The organism is Chitinophaga sp. HK235 (genome assembly GCF_018255755.1).
GTDB lineage: Bacteria > Bacteroidota > Bacteroidia > Chitinophagales > Chitinophagaceae > Chitinophaga.
Map to the genome: position 1 here is coordinate 997,867 of NZ_CP073766.1, position 22,433 is coordinate 1,020,299.

3 protein-coding genes are annotated in these 22,433 nt (G+C 50.1%); all 3 read right to left on the bottom strand.

The window, feature by feature from the left end; genetic code table 11:
* Positions 1-24 precede the first annotated feature (24 nt).
* From KD145_RS03385 to KD145_RS03395, 3 genes are read right to left on the bottom strand one after another with little or no spacing between them, the layout of a single operon-like run.
* A complete protein-coding gene (locus tag KD145_RS03385; RefSeq protein WP_212004502.1) occupies positions 25-20,316 on the bottom strand; it encodes a non-ribosomal peptide synthase/polyketide synthase in 20,292 nt (6,763 codons plus the stop codon).
* Positions 20,317-20,370: 54 nt separating this feature from the next.
* Complete coding sequence (locus KD145_RS03390) at positions 20,371-21,342, bottom strand: 2,3-diaminopropionate biosynthesis protein SbnB (RefSeq protein WP_212004503.1); 972 nt, start codon at positions 21,340-21,342, stop codon at positions 20,371-20,373.
* Between the two features lie 23 nt (positions 21,343-21,365).
* A complete protein-coding gene (locus KD145_RS03395) occupies positions 21,366-22,337 on the bottom strand; it encodes a pyridoxal-phosphate dependent enzyme (protein ID WP_212004504.1) in 972 nt (323 codons plus the stop codon).
* Positions 22,338-22,433 lie beyond the last annotated feature (96 nt).

Below are 22,433 nucleotides of genomic sequence, written 5' to 3' on the forward strand. Positions count from 1 at the left end.
TCAATTATTTCAAGGGTTATCTCTTTATAATGCAATACGTTTACGTTTCCTGGATTCGCCTGCTTTTCTTTCCTCCGCATATACTGCCAGCGCTTCAATGGTAGGCTGTTCAAAGAAGGTCTTTACCGGTATCTCTATCTGGAGAGCTTCCAGTACAGCGGCGGTAAACCGCATCACCATGAGGGAGTGCATACCCAGTTCGAAGAGGTTAACGTTGACGCTTATACGGTCTGCATTCAGCAGCTCCTGACAAATACCGGCCAGTGTTTCTTCCGTTGTATTACGGGGGGCGGTATATACTCCGGATTGCTGGCCTGCATCCGGCTCCGGTAAAGCTTTCCGGTCTATCTTGCCATTGGGGGTCAGCGGCATTTCGGCCAGTTCCACCAGCAGCGGTATCATATACTCGGGCAGTCTTTCCCTCAGATAAGCCAGTACGTCTTCCTTCTTCAATGGCTGCCCAGGCACGATATAACCTATCAGCTGGCTGATTCCCTGTGTATCCTTGCGTACGATCACTACACTTTGATGTATCAGTTCGTACTGCTGCAATACACTCTCTATTTCGCCCAGCTCAATACGGTTACCCCTGATCTTCACCTGGTGGTCTATCCTGCCGAGGTATTCGATATTGCCATCCGGCAGCCAGCGGCCAAGGTCACCGGTACGGTAAGACCTTAGCCCACTGCCGGGAGTCAGGCACACGAATTTCTCTGCCGTAAGGTCCGCACGGTTCAGGTAACCACGGCCTACGCCAATACCGGATACTGTAATCTCTCCGGGTACCCCTATCGGGCAAAGTTGATCTGTGAGATCCAGGATCTCTATCTGCAGGTTCTGCACCGGCCTTCCCAGCGGAACGCTGCTCGTCTCCGGTGCTTCATCCATGAAGTAATGGGTGATATCATCAGATGCTTCTGTAGGACCATAAGCATTCACTACCGGAATATGTTTATAGTGTGGATGGCTGAACCATTGTTTCAGGAGTGATGGCGTCACCGTTTCTCCGGTAACCAGCAAGTAACAAAGCTTCTTCAGATCTACGGCCACATTGTGTTGCAACAGGATAGCCAGGTAAGACGGTACCAGCTCAAGGATGTTCACCCTGTCTTCCGCCACTTTGGTAATCAGCGCCGCCGGGTTCAAAACCGTATCAGCAGGATAAATGATAGTACGGCCCCCGCTGACAAGCGCAGCAAACATCTGCCATACAGAAATATCAAATGTATAGGATGCCGTAAAAGCAATGGTGGTGGCGGCATTTACCTTCAGATCATTTATTTTGGCATACAGGTGGTTCACCATCCCTGCATGTTCAATCATCACGCCCTTGGGACGCCCTGTGGACCCGGAGGTATAGATAACATAACAGAGATGATCCGTTGCAATGACATTACCGGGAGTGGTAACAGGCTGACGGGTTAATACTTTGTCATCATCCAGGCAGATGACCGTAATACTGCTGTTAGCAGGCAATTGGTCGCTGCATCGCTGATTGGTGAGCACTACGGTTGCCTTTACATCTTCCAGGATAAATTCTATGCGGTCCTGCGGATAGCCGGGATCAACGGGCACATAGGCTCCACCGGCTTTCACTATACCGAGTATGCCCAGAATCATTTCCAGACTTCTGTCTATGCAGATGGGTACCAGCACGTTTTCCTTCACGCCCTTGCCTCTCAGGAAATGAGCCAGCTGGTTGGCGCGTTCATTCAGTTCGCGGTAAGTGAAGGTAGATCCTTCAAACTCAATAGCCACGGCTTCCGGAAGCATAAGCGCCTGCTTTTCGAAGAGGCTGGCCAGTGTCTGATCTTCGGGCCATGGTACTACAGGGCCTGCAGATAATGCTTGCAGCACCTGTGTTTCTTCGCTGGTCAGTAACTTAATAGCTCCCAGCTGTTGTTGTCCGTTGTCCAGGAACTGTAACAACACACTTTCGAAATGCCCGGCCAGCTGACGCATGTACTGCTCTTCCAGCAATTCTGTATTATAATTGAAGGTAATCGAGGTCTTTTCCTTTGACAACGCAATCAGTATATCCAGCGGGAAGTTGGTTTGTTCCTGCAGTCTGACGTGCTCTGCTTTCAGGCTCCATTTATCTTCTCCCGCCTTTAATGCCTCACTAACCGGATAGTTATCAAATACCAGCAGGCTGTCAAACAGGTCGCCGGTGATGCCGGTAAGGGCCTGAATCCTGTTCAGCGACGTATATTCATATTCCCTGGACTGCACCTGATTCTTCTGAATCTGTTGCAGCCAGCTACTGATCGCTATATTTTTTTCGAAGCGGGTATGCAGCGGCAGCGTATTGATGTAAAGGCCGGCACGATGTTCCACACCCTGTAAGCTGGCAGGACGGCCTGATACCGATACACCATATACAATGTTCTGCAGACCGGTATACTTATGTAACAGTAACGCCCACACGCCCTGCATCAGGGTATTGACAGTGATACCGTAACGTTTTGCCGTTTCCGTTATCTGTAGTGTAGTGCTTTCACCGAGCAACAGCTGCTGTTCCTGATACTGCCCCACTCCTTTATTGCGGTTGCTGGTTGTTTTAATGAAAGGCAGCAGCGTAGCTGTTTCCAGGCCTTCCATGTAACGACTCCAGTATTCCTGTTCTTTCCATTTGTTGCGATCCCCGATGTAACGGATATATTCACTGTATTTATCTTCCGGTGCTGACTTCTCAACACCTCCTTTTACTTCATATTCATATTGCTGCAGCAACTCTCCCAGCACAAGGGATACAGACCAGCCATCCAGCAGCAAGTGATGGAATGACCATAGCATATGATAATTCCTTTCTCCTGTTTGTATCAGGGTGATACGCATCAGCGGTGCTTCCTCATAGTTAAATCCTCTTTCACGATCCTGGCGGATATATGTATCAATAGCCGCTTCCAGCCTGTCTTCCGGAAGATCACGGTAATCTACCGTTTCAAACGGCATCGTAAGGGTTTTGTATACATATTGTGCCGGTACCGGAAGGTCTTCGTAACTAAAGCCGGTACGCAGGATCGTATGTCTGTTGAGCAGCTGGTTCCAGCTACGCTGCAGCGCCTGCACATCCACATCCGGAAGGTCACAGCTGAATTGTTCTATATAGGCAGCGGAATCCTTATCATACAGTCCATGGAAGAGCATACCTTCCTGTAGTGGCGTCAACGTATATACCTCACTGATAGCCTGAAGACGGCTGATACTGTTTGTAGCACTAACCGGTGATTCCAGGAATTTATCGAGGGCTTTGTAGCCAACAGTGGCAGGCAGACCATATCCCCACGGTGTAGGTACAGACCCGAGCCTGCCCAGCTGTACACAGTGATCTATCAGCAATTCCAGCTGACGCAGATATGAGGAAGATAATGTAGTGATGGTGGCATCACTGAAATGCCCGTTGTTATAACTCCAGTTGATATAGAGCTCACCTTCTTTCACAAAACTGTGTACGGATATCACCTGATGGCCATGGAACGGGCTGCCGGTAACACCGTTATCACCCGCTCCAAATCTATCTGAGTGGCCGGTGTAATTAAATACCAGCTGATACGGGTTTTCACGCTGTAATCCGGGTTCCTGCATCATATATTTCAGTATGCCAAAGCCAAGACCATTATCAGGTACATGTAGCAACTGCTCTTTGACGCTTCTGATCAAACGGCTGTCATCTGTGCAATCCCGGGTATTTAACAGTAACGGATATACGCTGGTGAAACATCCCACGGTACGGCTTATATCCAGCGCCTCATTCAGCATTTCACGGCCATCACTTTCCAGTCCGATCACGATCTCCTGGGAGCCGCTCGGGCCGGCCAGTGTGCGGGTAAGTGCTGCCAGCAGGATATCGCTGACGGCTGTATGATAAGTAGCCTGTACGTCTTTCAATAACAACGAGGTCAGTGCTACATCCAGGTGGGTGCTGGTATTTTTCAGCGAACTTACCGGAGAAACGGATGTATGACCCGCCAGTAACGGCTGCCGCTGTTGCATGGCCTGTTGCCAGTAACGTTTTTGCGACAACAGCTGTTCGCTTTTTGCATATTTTGTCAACTGCTCATACCATTGACGGTAAGAAGCGGTTTTTTCTTTTGTTTCTTTTGAAGGATGATGAATCAATTGCTGCAGATCCTCTTGCAGTATGCCCATGGAAACCCTGTCGGCCACGATAGGATGTACTGCCAGCAACAGCCGGTGATGGCTACTGTATGCAGGCATTTTTATCCAAACAGCTTTCACTACATTGTTCAGATCAGGTTGGTATTGACTATAGAAATCAGCCAGTTGTGCTCCCAGTGATTTTCTGTCAGCAGCCGACAGATCTTCGGTATACAAGGTTACAAAGTGATCACTGTATTCCTGTAGCCAGCCGCCCTCATCGCGGCGATAAACAAAGCGGAGCGCATCATGTTGTTCCTGCAACCTTCTAACGGCAGCCTCCAGTACTTCAGGGGCAATATCCTTATCGGTTTCCAGGAGTATCACCTGACTAAGGTGGTTGGGTGCTTCCGTCACATTATGAAGATACTGTTGCTGCACAGGCAGTAACCCTGCAATACCTTTCAACACTCCCTGCTCCGGCGCTATTCCGCCATCTTTGTGGCGATCAGCCAGCACAGCAGACAGCTGCGCGATAGTCTGATACTGGAATACATCCTTTACCTGCAGGTTGATGCCTGCCTGTCTGGCGCGGCTTGCCAGCTGTATACTGATAATGGAATCACCACCCAGCCGGAAGAAATTATCATGGATACCTACATTACCTGTTCCTAACAGTTCCTCCCATATCAGGGCCAGTGCGGCTTCGGCGGCATTACGCGGCGCTGCGTACAAGTATCCGGATACTTGTTCTTCCTCTTCCGGTTCTGGTAATGCACGGCGATCAATTTTTCCGTTGGCGGTAAGCGGCAGCTCTGCCAGTGCCACATAACGCGATGGCAGCATATATGCCGGCAGGCGCCCCTGTAAGAAGTTGTTCAGCGCGGCTTCATCAAATACTCCTGACGAAACGATGTAGGCGATCAAACGTTTGATACCGCGGGCGTCTGGCGTAGCGGTTACGATCGTCTGATTTACCAGTCCACTCTGCAATAACACATTTTCAATTTCTCCCAATTCAATACGATAACCGCGGATCTTCACCTGTTCATCTTTCCTGCCGAAGAATTCTATATTTCCATCAGGCAGCCAGCGTGCGAGGTCACCGGTGCGGTAAAGGCGCTCACCGACCCGGAACGGATGCGCTACAAATTTCTCTGCTGTCAGCTCAGGCTGGCCAAGATAACCACGTGAGAGCTGGTTACCACTCACACAAAGCTCACCGGCCACACCCACCGGAACAGGACGTAGTGCCGTATCCGTTATATAGATACGTGTATTGCTTATGGCCCTGCCAATGGAAGGCTGTGTGCTGCCATCCACCGGCAACAGGTAACTGCTCGTTACCACCGTATTTTCCGTAGGCCCATAGTTATTCACCAGCTGGTAACGGGTGTCAGACAGTGACACCGATGCCAGGCGGTCGCCACCTGTCAACAGGTATTGCAGCGGCAGCTCGCGGCCCCGTAATGCCTGCATGATCTCCGGTACCAGGCCGGTAGCCACAAAGCTGTGGGTAATACCTGCCGAAGCGTACAGCGACACCACCGTTTCCGGCGACAGACGTGCATCATCATCCAGCAGCCAGAGACCGGCTCCTGCACAGAGGTATGGCCACAGCTCCCAGCCGAAGGCATCGAAACCAATGCTCGCCATTGCGGTTGCACGGCTTGCTGCACTCACTTCATAATAAGCCGCATGCCAGCGCACCAGGTTCACCACGTTGTGATGTTCTATCATCACACCTTTGGGACGGCCGGTAGAACCAGAGGTATAGATGACATAAGCCAGTTGTTTTTCAGTAATGCTATCTTTTAATGGAGACACAGGACTGTCTTCCCATATGTTTTCATCTGTCAGTATGATAGTCGCTTTTGTATCGCTGCACAGTGAGGCATATTTCGATGTGGTCAACACTAGTTCACTACCACTATCAGCCAGCATATAGGCAATACGTTCACGCGGATAACCTGCGTCCAGTGGAACATAAGCCCCACCTGCCTTGAGGATGCCCAGCATACAAACCACCAGCAACGGACGGCGGTCCATGCATACGGCTACCAGGCTCTCTGCCTTCACCCCACGTGATTGCAGATAATGCGCCACCTGGTTGGAACGTTCATCCAGTTCACGGTAACTGAGTTGAATATCTCCGCTAACCAGTGCCAATTCCGCTCCACGAAGTGCTACCTGTTCTTTGAAGAGCGATACCAGCGTGGCAGGAGGCTGCGCAGGCAGCTGTAAGGGCGATGCAGGGAATTTTTCCAGCACCAGCCTGTTCTCTTCCGGCGACAGTATATCCGTTGTCGTTAGCGGTTCCTCATAATGTTCGAGATAGGCGTTTATTATTTTTCTGAAATAATAGATCAGGTCTTCCAGCTTCTTCCCTGCACTTAGTTTTCTGCGTAAAGACAACTGAACGGTAAAGGTATCACCGGTAGTACTTACGGTACAATCCAGGAAAGTGTTGGTAAGTTCAAAATCATTGATAGCAGGCAGTTCGCTGGCATCTTCCGGCACCATTGCAGACATGCCGTCTTTCAATCCATCATACACATGGAAGTTGATGAAGTTGAAGATCGTATCAAAATAAGGGTTGTTGTTGGATGAATGCTCTCCGGTGATCTTCGTAATCTCGAAGAGGCTGGTACGGTCACGTTCCTTGAGCGACAATAATTTCGCTTCCACACCTTCGAAATAGGATTTCCAGGTGAGGCTGTTGTCCATGTTGTATCTGAGCGGAATAGTATTGAGGAAACAACCCAGCAGCCGGTCTGCATCTTCAACAAGCGGACGGGTGTTGGTCACCAGCCCTACGGTCAGATCACCTTCATAGGTCAGCAGGCTGAGTGTATAAAGATAAGCGCCCAGTGCCAGGCCTTTGATGGAGATATTATCCCACCTTGTCCGTTCCCTCAGTAACGCAGCATATCGCTCATCGAACCGGTAGTTGACCACTTCCAATACCGGCTCATCGGTGAAGATATCCAGTCGTTTATAATCTGTCAGCTCTGCCTCCCAGAAGTTCCTGCTATCATCTAATTTTTTAGTGACCAGTCTTTCGATGATATAATCCTTATAGGATGCTCTCAGCGGGGCTGGCAGCTCCATAGTTTTGTTGCTCACCAGGGCGGTGCACAGGTTATAAAGTTCTGTATTGAGTGATGCCACACTCCATCCATCAAGGATAGCATGATGGAACTGGAACACCAGCAGATTACAATCTTTCAGGGAGAATAAGGAAGCCCGCCACAATGGCGCATCTTCAATCACAAAAGGCCGGGTCCTTTCTTCTTCCAGATACTGTTCTATCGCTGCTTTTACTTCGGGGCCGCTGAGATGGCGGATATCATAGGTGGGCACCTCCACCTGTACGGATTTGTACACGATCTGTATATCCTGGTCATGGAGGCCCATTCTGAAGCCTGTTCTCAATATGCTGTGCCGGGCAATCAGCAGCTCATATGCCTGCCGGACGATAGTAGCATCAAATGTTTTCGGCAGCTTGCCAACAAACTGGTCGTGATACAGCGCTTCGGTGGGGTTCATCAGGGAGATGAACAACATTCCCCGTTCGATATCGCTGACTGGGTACAAATCTTCAATGTTGGCAGTTTCTTTCAGTAAAGGCAGGAGACTTTCCTTCTGCCGGTCGAGCGTTTCATTCACCTCCTGATAAACCGCTTCCCTGTATTCAGCGGTAGCAGCCTTGTTATCCACTACCCTGGCCAGTTCCCCGAGTGTTGCGGCCTGATATACCTCAAATACTTTTACTTCCTTATGGAAGAGATGATATATTCTGCTGGCCACTTTGATCACACGGATCGAGTCGCCTCCCAGTTCAAAGAAATTATCGTTGACGCCTACCCTTTCTGCCCCCAGTAATTCCTGCCAGATGGCTGCCAGGGAAATTTCTGTGGCGGTACGTGGTGCTACGTAGTCAACATTAGCCAGCCTTGCAGTATCTGGTTCCGGCAATGCCTTCCTGTTTACTTTTCCGTTGGAAGTAAGTGGTATGGCCTCCATCACTACCCAAATGGAAGGTATCATATATTCCGGGAGCAGCTCTTTGAGATGACCGATCACGGCCTCCCTGCTGTAGTTTTCTCCAGGCACCACATAGGCCACCAGCTGTTTATCGCCGGTGCCAACTGTTTTTGCAAGTACCACGCTGTTACTCACTACCCCGCTACCCTGTATGGCGTTCTCTATTTCTCCCAACTCTATCCTGAATCCGCGGATCTTTACCTGATCGTCTATACGGCCCTGGTATTCAATGTTACCATCATGATACCAGCGGGCAAGGTCACCGGTACGATACAGCCGTTCGCCTGCTTTGAAAGGACTGGCCAGGAACCTGGCTGCTGTAAGCTCGGGGCGATTGAGATACCCGCGGGCCACGCCGGCCCCACCGATGTACAGCTCACCGGTTACACCTACCGGTGATGGCTGCTGCTCACTGTCAAGGATATACGCATTTAAAGTGGGAATAGGTCTTCCTATGGCGCTGGCGCTGCTGTTCAGATGGACCTCCTTCAGTTCGATGAAAGTTACGTGTACTGTTGTTTCTGTAATACCGTACATGTTGATCAGGCGGGAAGCAGGGAAGCGTTCCTTCCAGGGCCGGAGTTTGGCCGGATTCAGCGCTTCACCACCGAAGATCACATAACGCACGGCAATGCTCTCCGGCCTTGTGGTCAGGTAATCCTGCAACACGTAGAATGCAGATGGCGTCTGGTTCAGCACCGTAACTTTTTCGCTGATCAGCAGATCACCGAAGCGCGTAACATCCCTGGCCACGTCTTTTGGCACTATCACCAGACGGCCACCGTAGAACAATGCACCGTACATCTCCCATACAGAGAAGTCGAAGCTGAAGGAATGGAACATCGTCCATACGTCATGGGAATTAAAATCATATAGCGGTGTCTCCGTTTCAAACAGACGTACTACGTTGATATGCTCTATCAGCACGCCTTTCGGACGGCCGGTGGAACCGGAAGTGTAAATCACGTAAGCAACATTGCCGGGCTTCACTCCTGTATTCAACCGGGTACGCGGCTGTGCGGCAATAGCAGAATCGGTATCCATTTCTATCAGGGTGTCAATACCTGCGGTGCGAAGCACTGTGCTATCAGCACTAGTGCTGATGGCCAGTTTGGCACCGGTATCCTCCAGCATGAAGTGTACACGATCCTCCGGATAATCAGGATCTACGGGTACATAAGCACCGCCAGCTTTAAGAATAGCCAGCATACTGATGATCATTTCCAGCCCTCTTCCCATACAAACGGGCACCAGTGTTTCTTCCTGCACACCCTTGATTCTCAGGTAATGGGCCAGCTGGTTAGAACGTTCATCCAGTTCCCGGTAGGTAAGCCTTTGGCTGTTATACACTACTGCCGTGAGTTCCGGCGTTTTGTCCACCTGCTCTTCAAAGAGGGTGACAATGGTTTTATCTTCAGGGTAACCCACCGCTGGGCCGTTGAATGACTTCAGCAACAGTTGCTCATCATGCGATGTGATCATCTGGAGCAGGCTTAGTCTGGCCTCCGGTGTGGTAGTCACGGCTTTCAGCAGCTGTTCATAGTGTTTGCCCAGCTGTGTGGCGGTGGCTGCACTGAACAGGTCTGTGCAATATTCTACATTCAGCAGCAGCCCGTCTTTCTTTTCTTCGAGTACAAATATGAGATCGTATTTGGCGGTGGTGAGTTCCGTTTCTTCTTCTGTGAGCACAGCATCACCCAGTTTCAACGCCGCTTCTTCAGGAGTGTTTTGCAATACCAGCATCACCTGGAACAGCGGGCTTCTGCTGAGGTCCCTGTTTTTCACTACGGCATCCACTATCCTTTCAAAAGGCAGTTCCTGATGCTCGTAGGCTTCCAGCAATGTGGTTTTCACCTGTTGCAGGTAGGTATCGAAAGGCAAGGCACCATCAGGCTGACTGCGTAATGCCAGTGTGTTGATGAAGAAACCTGCGAGGTTTTCAATTTCCTGCTGCCCTCTTCCTGCTACCGGGGTGCCTACACAAATATCCTGTTGACCAGTATAACGATATAATAATACTTTAAAAGTGGCCAGCAATGTCATGAAGAGCGTAACGCCCTGCTGTCTGCTGAGATCATTTAATGCGCCGGCGAGGCTGTTTTCCAGGTGGAAGGTGAGCATAGCACCCTTTGTGCTTTGCACCAGCGGCCTGGCATAATCTGTCGGCATATTCAATGCATCGATGCCGGACAACTGTTGTTTCCAGTATTGCAGCAATGTTTCCAGCACCGGCCCGTTGAGGTAGGTACGCTGCCAGATGGCATAGTCACTATACTGTAATGCCAGTGGCTCAAGGGCTGCATCACGTTTTTCAATATAGGCAGCATAGTATTCAGACAGCTCACCGATAACAATACCGGAAGACCATCCGTCAAAGGCAATATGATGTACTACTATCACCAGCACATGATCATTGGCTGAATCGCTGATCAGAGCAGCACGCAGCATATGGTCCCTGCTGAGGTCAAAGGGTTTTCCAACGAAAGCAGCAATGGCAGCTGGTTGGCCCGAAGCCGTGTCAATGCTCTCCATTTTCCAGCTATCCGATGGGAGGATATGCTGGTAACCGGTGCCATCTGCTTCACGGATTACTGTCCTCAGCACCTCATGCCGGTTGATGACCTGTTGCAAGGCCCATGCGATGCCATCAGCGCTGACAGCACCTGTCAGTGTAAGGATGGAAGGATTGTGATAATGGGTGCTACCTTCCAGTTTGTCAATAAACCAGAGTCTTTCCTGACTGAAAGACAAGGGTATCTGTTCGGGCGCCGGCACTATTCTGGTTACCGGCGGCAGCAACGATGCTGTCGCTACATCGATGCCTGCCGCGAGGGAAGCGATGTCTGAGTGTATGAAAACATCCTTCACCTGTAGCTCAGCGCCGATCTCCTTACGAATAGCGGCGATGAGACGGATAACCAGCAGTGAGTGACCTCCCAGCTCAAAGAAATTATCGTATATGCCTGCCTGTGATATGCCCAGCAGCCGCTGCCAGATATCTGCCAGCTGGCTTTCGAGCGGATTGCGCGGAGCCACATAGTTGCTGATGGCACCGGCCGCAGGGTCAGGCAATGCTTTTTTGTCTACTTTACCATTGGTGGTAAGCGGCAGTTTATCCAGGACAACCAATACCGGTATCATGTATTCCGGCAGCCGTTCCTTCAGGTATACCGTCAGTGTATCTTTATCCAGTTCCCCTTCGGGTACAAGATAACCTACCAGGCGTTTGATGCCTTTATCATCGGATTTTGCCACCACTACTGCCTGTGCGATCTGCGGATACTGTTGCAGGGTGTGTTCTATCTCACCCAGCTCTATACGGAAACCGCGGATCTTGACCTGATCATCTGCACGGCCAATGTATTCCATGTTGCCATCCGGCAACCATCTTCCGAGGTCACCGGTACGGTACATTCTTTCACCGGGGCAGAAAGGATCTTCCACAAATTTCGCTGCTGTGAGTTCCGGGCGGTTCAGATAGCCACGGGCTACTGCCAGACCGGCTACACATATTTCGCCCGGCACTCCCTGCGGGCACAGCTGCAGGTTGTTATCCAGCACGTACATCCGCAGGTTACGGATTGGTGTGCCTACCGGCACCTGCACCACATCCGGTGCTTCATTCATGAAATAGAAGCTCACGTCGTCAGACGCCTCCGTAGGCCCGTAAGCGTTAGCTACTATAATATTTCCAAAACGTTCGTGCGCAAACCACTGCTCCAGCAGGGAAACGGTGACCGCCTCTCCTGTCACCAGCAGGTAATCCAGCGACTGCAACGTTACATCCGGCTCTTCCTGTAATACAGAAGTGAGATAGGAAGGTACCAGCTGTAACAGTGTCACACCCTGCTCCTCCACTGTTTTAATGAACAGGTCGGGGCGATGGATAAGACTTTCTGTATAGATGACTGTTCTGCCTCCACATACCAGTGCATTCACCATTTGCCATACAGAGATATCAAAGGTATAGGGAGCCGTAAAGGCCAGTATGGTAGAAGGACTCATGTCGAATTCCTCTATCATGGCCAGCAGGTGGTTTAGCAGACCGGCATGTTCTACCAGCACACCTTTGGGTTTTCCAGTAGAACCGGAAGTATATAATACGTAGGCAAGGTGTTGTTGTGTGGCAACAGGTTGTAATGCAGTACGCGGCTGATTACTCAATATATCTTCTTCATCCGCTGATATTACGGCTGCTGTTATATCTGCAGGCAGCAATACACTACTTCGCTGATTGGTAACCACCACCTGTGCGGCTGTCTCTTCCAGTATATATCTTACCCTTTCTTCCGGGAACTTAGGATCAATGGGCACATAAGCGCCGCCGGCCTTCCAAATGGACAGCACCGCGATGATCATTTCAGGACAGCGGTCAAAAAATACCGGTACTTTGCTGTCCGCTCCAATCCCTTTACTACGCAGGAGATGCGCCAGCTGATTGGTACGTTCATGAAGTGTATGGTAAGTGATTTCCGTTTCTTCAAACTGAATAGCTACCGCATCGGGATATCGCTGCACCTGTTCTTCAAACAGCGTCACCACTGTCTGATCTGCCGGCAGGTCAATCACCGGGCCGGTAGCAAATGTCTGTAACGTTTGTTTTTCCGGAGCAGTCAGCATATTCAGCGTACTGATCTGCTGTGCCGGAGCAGCTGTTACTGACAGCAACAACTGCTTATAGTGTTCGGCCATACGCTCCACTGTTTCTCTGCAAAACAGATCTGTACAGTATTCCACGCCCAGCAGCAGTTCATCTTCTTTGGCCTGCAGGGTAAATATCAGGTCGAATTTGGCAGTGGTTTCTTCCACTTCTTCCATCTCTATAGCAAGGTCACCCAGGCTGAAGGCAGGAATATCCGGTGTGTTATGCAACAGAAACATTACCTGGAACAGTGGATGGCGGCTCAGATCCCTGGTCCTCACTACAGTGTCCACCACTTTCTCAAAAGGCATATCCTGATGCTCATAACCTTCGAGTAATGTATTTTTCACCTGCTGCAGGAAAGTATCGAATCCGGGATTGTTGCCCAGGTCGCTTCTTACAGCCAGTGTATTGATAAAGAACCCTATCAGGGATTCTACTTCCTGTTGTTTTCTGCCTGCCAGCGGTGTACCTACACAGATATCATCCTGGCCACTATAGCGATAAAGCAGCACTTTGAAAGCTGCGAGCAGCGTCATAAACGGCGTTACTCCCTGCTGGCGTGAAAGCACGTTTATTTTATCCGTAAGCTCACGGTCTATGCTGGTGATGAACAGCGCACCGTTATTACGCTGTACTGCGGGCCGTGCATAATCTGTGTGCAGATTCAGCGGCTCCAGGCCAGACATTTTTTTCAGCCAGTAATCCTGCTGACGTGAAAGCACTTCACCTGTAACATAGGTTTTCTGCCAGATGGCATAATCGGCGTACTGTATGGCCAGCGGCTTCAATACAGACTGTCTTTCTGTAGTGTATGCGTCATACAGCTCAGACAGTTCAGCAGCGAGTATAGATACAGACCAGCCATCTGATGCAATATGATGCATGGTGATCATCAACTCATACGTCTCATTGCCTGATTGCAGCAGTGCTGCGCGCATCATATAATCCGATGTAAGATCAAACGACTGATGGCTGTATGCTACAAAATCTTCCGCTGAAGCCAGTTCCAGCAGTTGCCAGTTATCCGCTGGTAATACCAGCTGGTAGGCGATTCCCTCGTTTTCCCTGAAAACGGTCCTCAAGGCTTCGTGGCGTTCTACTATATGGTGCAGGGCATGCTGAAGGGCCTGTCTGTTCACCTTTCCTTTAAGCTTCAGCAAAGTGGAAGTGTGATAGTGCATGCTGCCTTCCAGCTTATCGATAAACCAGAGCCTTTCCTGGCTGAACGACAAGGGGATATACGGAGGTTTGTTTTGTACGATGATTTCCGGCAATACCGTCTTTTCCTGCTGCTGGTCAATGAATGCAGCCAGTGTTTCGATGGTATTACGGGTGAATACATCCCTTACCGACAGCTCGGCGTGCAGCTCCTTACGGACAGCTGCGATAAGGCGGATCGCCATCAGGGAGTGGCCTCCGAGGTGGAAGAAATGGTCCTGTATACCGATCTGTTCTTTATCCAGCAGTTCCTGCCAGATGTTTACCAGCAGCTGTTCTGTATGGGTGCGTGGTGCCACATAGGCCTGGATATTTACCATACTTCCCACCGGTTCGGGCAGTGCCCTGCGGTCCACCTTTCCGCTTGCAGTAAGCGGGAAAGCCTCCATCTTCACCAGCAACGGAAGCATATATTCCGGCAGTTTGTTTCGCAGCCATTCTGTGATTTGGCCCATATCACCTTCTTTTGTGATGATGTAGGCCACGAGATAATTATTGCCGGCAGTGTCTTTTCTGGCTATCACCACCACATCTTCCACCAGACCGCTCTGTTGCAGTACGGCGGAAATTTCTCCCAACTCAATCCTGTAACCACGAACCTTCACTTGTTCATCTTTCCTGCCAACAAATGCGATATTACCATCTGGTAGCCAGCGGGCAAGGTCGCCGGTGCGGTAGAGCCGCTCGCCGGCCCGGAACGGATGCACTACAAATTTCTCTGCTGTCAGCTCCGGCTGGCCGAGATAACCACGGGAAAGCTGGCTGCCGCTTACACAAAGTTCGCCGGCAACACCCACCGGAACAGGACGTAGTGCCGTATCCGTTATATAGATGCGCGTATTGCTCACCGCCTTGCCTATGGATGGCTGTGTACCACCATCTGCCGGCATCAGGTAACTGCTTGTTACCACCGTGTTTTCCGTAGGCCCATAGTTATTTACCAGCTGGTAACCTGCATCAGACAATGATACAGACGACAGCCTGTCACCACCTGTCAACAGATATTGCAATGGCACCTCACGGCCACGCAGCGCCTGTATAATCTCCGGTACCAAACCGGTAGCCACAAAGCTGTGGGTGATCCCTGCTGAAACATACAGCGACACCACGGTTTCAGGCGATAACCGCGCCTCATCGTCCAGCAGCCAGATACCAGCCCCTGCACAGAGGTATGGCCAAAGCTCCCAGCCAAAGGCATCGAAGCCTATACTAGCCATCGCCGTTGCATGGCTCTCTGTACTCACTGCATAATATGCAGTATGCCAGCGCACCAGGTCCACCACGCTGTGATGTTCTATCATCACACCTTTTGGACGGCCCGTAGAACCAGAGGTATAGATTACATAAGCCAGTTGTTTTTCAGATATATCATCTTTCAGAGAGGACACAGGAATGTCCTCCAGTACATTTTCATCCACCAGTATCACATCCCCTTTTACATCACTAAACAGGGAAGCATATTCCGGGGTAGTCAATACCAGTTCACTGCCACTATCGGCAAGCATATACGCAATCCGTTCACGTGGATATCCGGCATCCAGCGGAACATAGGCTCCACCAGCCTTCAGGATACCCAACATACAGATCACCAGCAAGGGGCTGCGGTCCATACATACTGCGACCAGGCTCTCCGCCTTCACACCACGCACTTGCAGGTAATGCGCCACCTGATTGGAACGCTCATCCAGTTCACGGTAAGTCAGTTCAATACCTTCACTTACCAGCGCTACTGCATTTGCAGAAAGCAAAGCCTGTTGCCTGAAGAGCGACACCAGGGTCGCAGGTGCCTGCACAGGCAGTTGTAAAGGTGATGCCGGAAATATCTCCAGCAACTGATATTGTTCGGCGGCAGTTAACATGTTTAATGCTCCGATCAATTGCGCCGGGTCTTCAGTAACCGACTCTAGCAACTGCAGATAATGCTGTCCCATACGTTCAATCGTATCGCTATTGAACAGATCTGTGCAGTATTCCAGTCCGAATGTCAGTTCATCTGCTTTTTCCGTAACAAAAACAGTAATGTCAAATTTGGAAATAGTATGTTCAACATCTCCCGGTGATAATGTGAGGCCGTTCATGTCCACCTCCGCAAAATCCGGCGCATCCTGCAACACAAACATGGCCTGGAAAAGTGGCGTTCTGCTCAGGTCTCTGTTATCGGTAACGGCTTCTACTATTTTTTCAAACGGAAGGTCCTGGTGTTCGTATCCTTCCAGCAGCACTTCTTTCTCCTGTTGTAATAAGGTACTGAAAGCAGTGTCTGCATCAAGATGGCTATATAACGGCAGGGTATCTACGAAGAAACCGGCCATGCTCTCCAGCTCCTGTTGTGTTCTGCCAGCCACAGGTGTTCCTACGCAGATATCCTGTTGTCCGGTGTACCGGAACAACAATACCTTAAAGGCCGACAAGAGGGTAACAAACAGGGTCGTATCCTGCTGTCTGCCCAGCTGGTACAGCTTTTCAGACATTTCCTTACCGATGCTGAAATGCGTAACAGCCCCCTTCTTGCTTTGTATAGCTGGTCTTGGATAATCTGTAGAGAGATTCAGTGGTTCTATACCGGCCAGTTGTTTTTTCCAGTACTGCTGGCTGGCGGATAAGACTGCTGATAAAGAAGCCCGTTGCCAGATAGCGTAGTCAGTATATTGCAGCGGTAATTCCGGAAGCCCGGCTGCCTGTCCTGCAGCGGCTTCATTGTAATAAGCTGCAAATTCCTTTATGATAAGCGCCATTGACCAGGCATCAGCAGCGATGTGATGCACGGTGATGACCAGCGTATGTTCGTCTTCAGATTGTTTCAGGAGCGCTGCACGCAGCATATGATCTTTTGAGAGATCAAAAGGCCGGTAGATAAAATGGCTGATCGCCTGTTGTACATTGCCTTCGTTGGTCGGCTCTTCCAGCTGCCAGCTGTCTTTCGCCAGTACCAGCTGATAACCGGTCCCCTCCTGTTCGTAAACCACCGTCCTCAGTACTTCGTGGCGGTTGATCACTGACTGAAATGCGAATTGCAGTGCATCTCTGTCGACATGCCCTTTTAACTTCAGCACAAGAGGAATATGATAATGTTCGCTGCCCTCCATGGAGTCGATGAACCAGAGGCGTTCCTGGCTAAACGACAGCGGTTTGGGCGTGATATGCGGCTGGGCCGTGATCTGCAGCCTGCGGTTTCCACTTTGTTGCCGGATATAAGCCGCCAGCGTGGCAATCGTTGCATAGCGGAACAGCGCCCGTACGGTAAGGTCGGCGTTGAAAGTTCTGGAGATCACGGCAATCATCCGGATGCCCAGGAGCGAGTTACCACCCAGTTCAAAGAAATTATCGTGGATGCCCACCTTTTCTATGCGCAGCAGGTCCTGCCATATATCAGCGAGCGTCTGTTCTGTTTTATTCCGCGGCGCTACAAAGGCATCTGCGATATGTGCCTCTGCAAGCGGATCTGGTAATGCCCGTTTATCCACTTTCCCGTTGGGCGTGAGCGGCATTTTCTCCAGCTCTACGATCACGGGGATCATATATTCGGGCAGTTTATCTTTCAGATGTAAAAGTGCGGTTTCCCTTTCGAAACCGGCGGGCGCCACCACATAGGCCACCAGCTGTTTGTGGCCTTTATCTTCCCTGGCTACCACCACCGCTTCATTTACAAAGGGCAGCTGATGCAGCACTGCCTCAATCTCACCCAGCTCTATACGGTATCCGCGGATCTTTACCTGATCGTCCATACGGCCCAGGTATTCAATGGTACCGTCCCATGACCAGCGGCCAAGGTCGCCGGTTCTGTACATGCGCCTTGTTTCGCCGGTGGTCAACGGATCTGAAATAAATTTCTCTGCTGTCAGTTCCGGGCGGCCCAGGTACCCGCGGGATACGCCTATACCCGCCACACATATTTCTCCGGCTACGCCTATAGGGCACAGCTCCATATCCTGACTGACGATATAGATGTCCATATTCCGGACCGGCCGGCCCAGTGGCACATTGGCACTGGCGGGCGTTTCATACATGGTATGATGAGTGATATCATCAGAGGCTTCGGTGGGGCCATAGGCATTCACTACAGGAATACGACCATACAACGGATGCGTGAACCACTGCTGTAACAGATGCTGGCTCACCGCCTCCCCTGTTACCATCAGGTATTGAAGCCTGTTCAGTGATACAGTTGTTTTCTCCTGCAACACGGCAGCCAGGTAAGAAGGCACCAGTTCCAGGATGGTCACCTGGTCTTCTTCCACAGCACTGATCAGTGCTGCAGGCTGATAAATATGATCATCATCATACACAACAGTATGCCCACCGCACATCAGTGCTGCGAACATCTGCCATACAGAAATATCAAAAGTATAGGAAGCAGTAAACGCCAGTATGGTTTCGGCATCTATCTGCAGGTCGCCGGTTTTGGCATAGAGGTGATTAAGCATGCCACGATGCTCCACCATCACACCTTTGGGCTTGCCGGTAGAACCGGAGGTATAGATCACATAGCTGAGGTCCTGCGGGGCCGGATTAAAGGCAGGCGCCACTTCGGGGCCAGCTGTCATTTCATCCGGGAGTTCATCTATTATCAGTGTTTCCACGTGACCACCAAAAAGATGACGGGTGGCGCGGCTGCATATTACTAATGAAGCAGTCGTATCTTCCAGGAGATAGGCGATCCTTTCTGCCGGATAGGTAGTATCTACCGGCACATAAGCACCACCGGCTTTCCAGATAGCGAGGATGGCCACAAACATCTCCATAGAGCGCTCCAGGCAGATGGGCACCAGCTTATCTGTTTGAACCCCTTTATTGTGCAGGTAGTGAGAAAGCCTGTTGGACAAGGCTTCCAGTTCACCGTAAGAAAATGCGGCATCACGGTAAACCACGGCCGTACGCTGCGATGCAGCCCTGGCCTGTGCCGAGAACAATGCCGGCAATGTATCATCCACACCATAGGGATCATGGGGAGTAGGACTGCTGAAGCCCGCAAGCAATACCTGTTCTTTAGCAGGAAGCAGGTTCACCTGCTCCACCAAAACATCCGGTGTTTCACGGAACTGATGCAGCACATACAGCAAACGATGCACCAGCGCCGAAATTTCTTCTTTATTAAAATAAGCTACCTGGTAGTCCACCCGTAATTGTAACGGTTGTTGTTTACCGTAATCATACCAGAACATTTCTATCGGGAAAGGCAGGTAACCGCTGGGAATATTGACCAGTACGGAAGACAGCTCTTCTCCGAGGTCCAGGGTAAAGTCAACAGGCGCAAAGTTGACGGCGATCTCTATCAATCCATCATCAGGTCCTACTTTAAAATGCCTGCTCAGGTCACCGATCAGGTAATTCTGATAACGGTAATCTTCGCGCTGGGAAGAAATGACGGATCTGATAAGCTCTGATACGCGGGTACCGGCTTTATAACTTCCGGTAAACGGAATAACACCGGTAAACATACCGGCGATAGCGCGCAGCAGCTTGTTTCTTCTGCGATGCAGGGGAATGCCGAAGATAAAGTCTTCCTGGCCGGAAGTTCTGGCATAATAAATCATCATCGCCGCGATGGTCAGCTGCTGGAGGTTGGCATTTGTATCTGCCTGCAACGCTTCCAGCAAAGCCCTTTCTTCTCCGGCAAATTCAAGGATGAAGGTATTACATTTGTTCTTCATCCCTTCTTCTTCCACAAACCGCTTCTGCAGCAGCTTTGGAGGCAGTGTTCCGATCTTCTGCTTCCAGTATTCTCCTTCCGCCGCATATGCTTCGGAGGCACAAAATGCGGCTGCACGTTTTGCCTCTTCGATATAGGACGGATAGTTAAAGGTAACCGGCTCGCCGGTTACCAGTGATTTATATTTTTTCGCGATATAATGCAGCATGCCTGAAACGCCGTATCCATCCACTATCAGGTGATGATATCTGAAGTAATACCAATGCTCTTCTTCCGAAATATGGATGAGATAATGGTCTGCCAGCATGATATCTTTCTCCACGCGGAAAGGTGTGGCCAGCTTCTCCCTTATCCATTGCTCCACTCGTTCCTTCTTATCTTCTCCCTCCGGAAACTCCATTTCCGTGAGCTCAAACACGGAATAGGTTTCATCCACATAAGCAACCGGCTCTTCATCGCGGAGATCGAAACGCATTTTGAGGACATCGAATACTTCCGGTGCCGAGCGTACAGCTTCGATGAATTTTTCCTTATTAAGACGGCCTGTCAGTTTTAAATATCCTCCCATATTGTAATAGGGAGTGTCTGTATTGATCGCCTGGTCTAAATACACATCCTGTTGAGCCGGATGAAGAGATAAAGTCTGGAGTGTCATAAAATATATCTTGTGGGTTGTTCGGAGGAGAAGAAAGAGCAGCTGCAATTATTATCAGTCGGGCATTTCAGAACCTATTTTCCTCGCGGTGGCCTCTCTGAAATAATAGTATCCGGTAGCAATATCGAAGATGGCCATACCCATCGGGTTGAACATCACCACTTCCGGAGCCTTGTGTTGTTTCAGGGCATCGTTGCAAACAATATCGGAGATGGAGAGCGTATCGTTTTTCTGCAATCCTTTCGCCTTATGCATATTCTCGATGTCTGTGTTCTGGCGGCATACTTCGTCCCAGTCGTCTACCACGATCACATCCACCTGGTCTTTCATATCCACTTTGTAGTCGCGCAGGGAAACGTTGAGCTGAAGGGAGCCGCTACGGGGTGTTTTATCGATATAGGGGGCAGCGGAAACAGTACAGGTCATGAAGATATCCGCATCACTGTATGCTTCTTCCCAGGTGCCGGCTACTTCCACGAGGTGTCTGATTTCAGGATCCACCTGTTCTTTATCAACGCCGGCGATATCGTGGAGGTAAATTTTCGCTATGTTGTCTCCCAGAATAGCGGTCACCATTTTAAGGTGCATTTTTCCGATGGGGCCAAAGCCATTGATGCCAACGATCAGCTTCCTGTTGATGGTATTGGCTTCCAGGTATTTGACGATCATCAGGCCGGATACGGCGGCAGTTCTTACCGCGCTGATCAGCGAAGTGTTGATGACGCACAGCGGAATGCCGCTATCGTGTTCATTCAGGACGGTAACGGAGTTTGCCCGGAGTTTGTTTTTGTAGATATTGTCCGGAAAACTGGCTATCCATTTGATTCCGGCCATAGGCTGGCTTCCGCCGAGATAGGCGGGCATAGCAATGATTCTGTTTTTCGGATCGCCGTACCGCAGATAGGGTTTGATAGGCTGGGAATAATCGTTCTGGTGGAGGGCGGCCACGGATTCACTGATTACTTCTGTCAGTTTTTTCCAGTCAAATCCGATAGACCTGATGTCATCAGCATTCAGATAAAGCATATATATTTCTTTAAATCATGAAATCATCCTTGTGCAGAAGTGGCGGGTTGCAGTTTTTCAGCCAGCTGGTCTACCCATTCCTGGTCGTAAATAGTATCCAGGTAGGTATGTCCTTTATCCGGGAAGATCAGCAGGGATTGAGGTCTATCTGTATGCTCACTGTATTTCGCATAGTTTTTGGCGGCCAGGTATACCGCGCCGGAAGAGGCACCTGCGAAGATGGCCTGTTCATTGAGCAGTTGGTGGCAGCCTTTGATGAGGTCCAGCTGTGAAACGATCACCACATCGTCGATGATGGCATTTTCGATGATGGGTGGTATTTTGCTGGCGCCTATGCCGGAGATATAGCGTTTGCTGCCTTCCTTGCGGAAGATCACGGAGCCTTCCACATCCACACCAATGATTTTGATCTCTGGTCTTTTCTGTTTCACACTTCTGGAAATCCCTGTGATGGCGCCACTGGAGCTCACAGCGATGAAGATATAATCCAGCTTGCTGAAGGAGGTGATGATCTCGTGTCCGAGGCCGTAGTATCCTTTGTAATTGTTGGGATCTGCGTACTGGTCGGCGATGAAAGCGTTGTCCATGCCGGCATATAATTCGTTCACCGTGTCTATTCTGGTGAGCAGGTAGCCGCCGGTATGGTCTCTTTTAGTCACCTTCACTACTTTGTAGGAGGTGAGGTTGAGCAAAGCCTCGTATGCTTTATTGATATTGGGGTCGATGACAGGAATAAATTTCAGGTGTAACCTTTTACAGATGGAAGCCACCGCTATAGCGAGGTTTCCGGAGCTGGAGGCGATGATGGTGGTACCTTCGTTGATGGCGCCGGATTTGATGCCATTGTAGATAATGCTGAAAGCTGCGCGGTCTTTTGAGCTGCCAGAGAAGTTGTTGTACTCCAGTTTGGCAAAGAGATCGGCATGTTCATTTTCCAGGGGGATGAGGGGTGTCTGGCCAATAAAGGCGGCGAGTTTATTAAGTTCAGTTAACATTTATTCAGGATTTAACGACTTGGTTAACGAATTGGAGATGAGAAAATTGAGGTATGAAGAATGCTGCGACAATGGCAATAGCATTCCCATTTCCTG

Coding starts and splice junctions, on each gene's coding strand:
- KD145_RS03385 (WP_212004502.1), bottom strand. CDS start 20,316: ATGACACTCCAGACTTTATCTCTTCATCCGGCTCAACAGGATGTGTAT.
- KD145_RS03390 (WP_212004503.1), bottom strand. CDS start 21,342: ATGCTTTATCTGAATGCTGATGACATCAGGTCTATCGGATTTGACTGG.
- KD145_RS03395 (WP_212004504.1), bottom strand. CDS start 22,337: ATGTTAACTGAACTTAATAAACTCGCCGCCTTTATTGGCCAGACACCC.